This is a genomic window from Gillisia xinjiangensis (assembly GCF_046298265.1).
GTDB classification, from domain to species: Bacteria; Bacteroidota; Bacteroidia; order Flavobacteriales; family Flavobacteriaceae; genus Gillisia; species Gillisia xinjiangensis.
Genome location: NZ_JBKAHK010000087.1, coordinates 1 through 577 on the forward strand (window position 1 = coordinate 1; position 577 = coordinate 577).

Consider the following 577-nt stretch of genomic DNA (forward strand, 5'->3'; position numbering starts at 1 on the left):
TTCACCGAGGGCAAGCCGGTCGCCGGCAGCCCCGACTTTACCTTTGTTCACGCCGGCGCCACCTGGCGCTTCGCCAGCGCCGCCAACCGCGATGCTTTCGCCGCCGACCCGGCGCGCTACGCCCCGCAGTACGGCGGCTACTGCGCCTGGGCGGTCTCCCAGGGCTACACCGCGCCGACAGTGGCCGAGGCCTGGCACATCGAGGACGGCAAGCTCTACCTCAACTACTCCAGATCGGTGCAACGCCAGTGGTCCGAGGATATCCCCGGCAACATCGGCAAGGCCGACGCCAACTGGCCGGGCCTGAAAGCGGGTCAGTAGATCGGGTTCACGGGGTCCCGGTGAGCCTTGGGGGATCGCCTTTGGCGATTCAAGTCGGCCCCGATCCGCTCCAGGCCCTCAGCCGCCGAACATCTTTTTCAGGTTCTCGAAGCCGGCCTCGTAGATGCCGCTGATCGCGGCCACCGCGTCGCCTTCCGGCGCCCCCTTGGCTTCGAATTCGCTCGACCACTCCACCGAGCAACCCTTGTCGCTGTCGCGCACCCTGAGGGTCGCCGTATAGTTGCTGACCGGCAGC

2 protein-coding genes are annotated in these 577 nt (G+C 67.4%); one reads left to right on the forward strand and one right to left on the reverse strand.

All coding sequences use genetic code 11. The features are described 5' to 3' along the window. Positions 1–321, forward strand: a 321-nt coding sequence (locus ACKGJN_RS16615; RefSeq protein ID WP_409540683.1) for a YHS domain-containing (seleno)protein, incomplete at its 5' end; no start/stop codon positions are given. A gap of 78 nt (positions 322–399) precedes the next feature. Here the strand turns inward: ACKGJN_RS16615 and ACKGJN_RS16620 are convergent. Then, positions 400–576, reverse strand: a complete 177-nt coding sequence (locus ACKGJN_RS16620) for an SRPBCC family protein (protein ID WP_409540684.1) — start codon at positions 574–576, stop codon at positions 400–402. Position 577 lies beyond the last annotated feature (1 nt).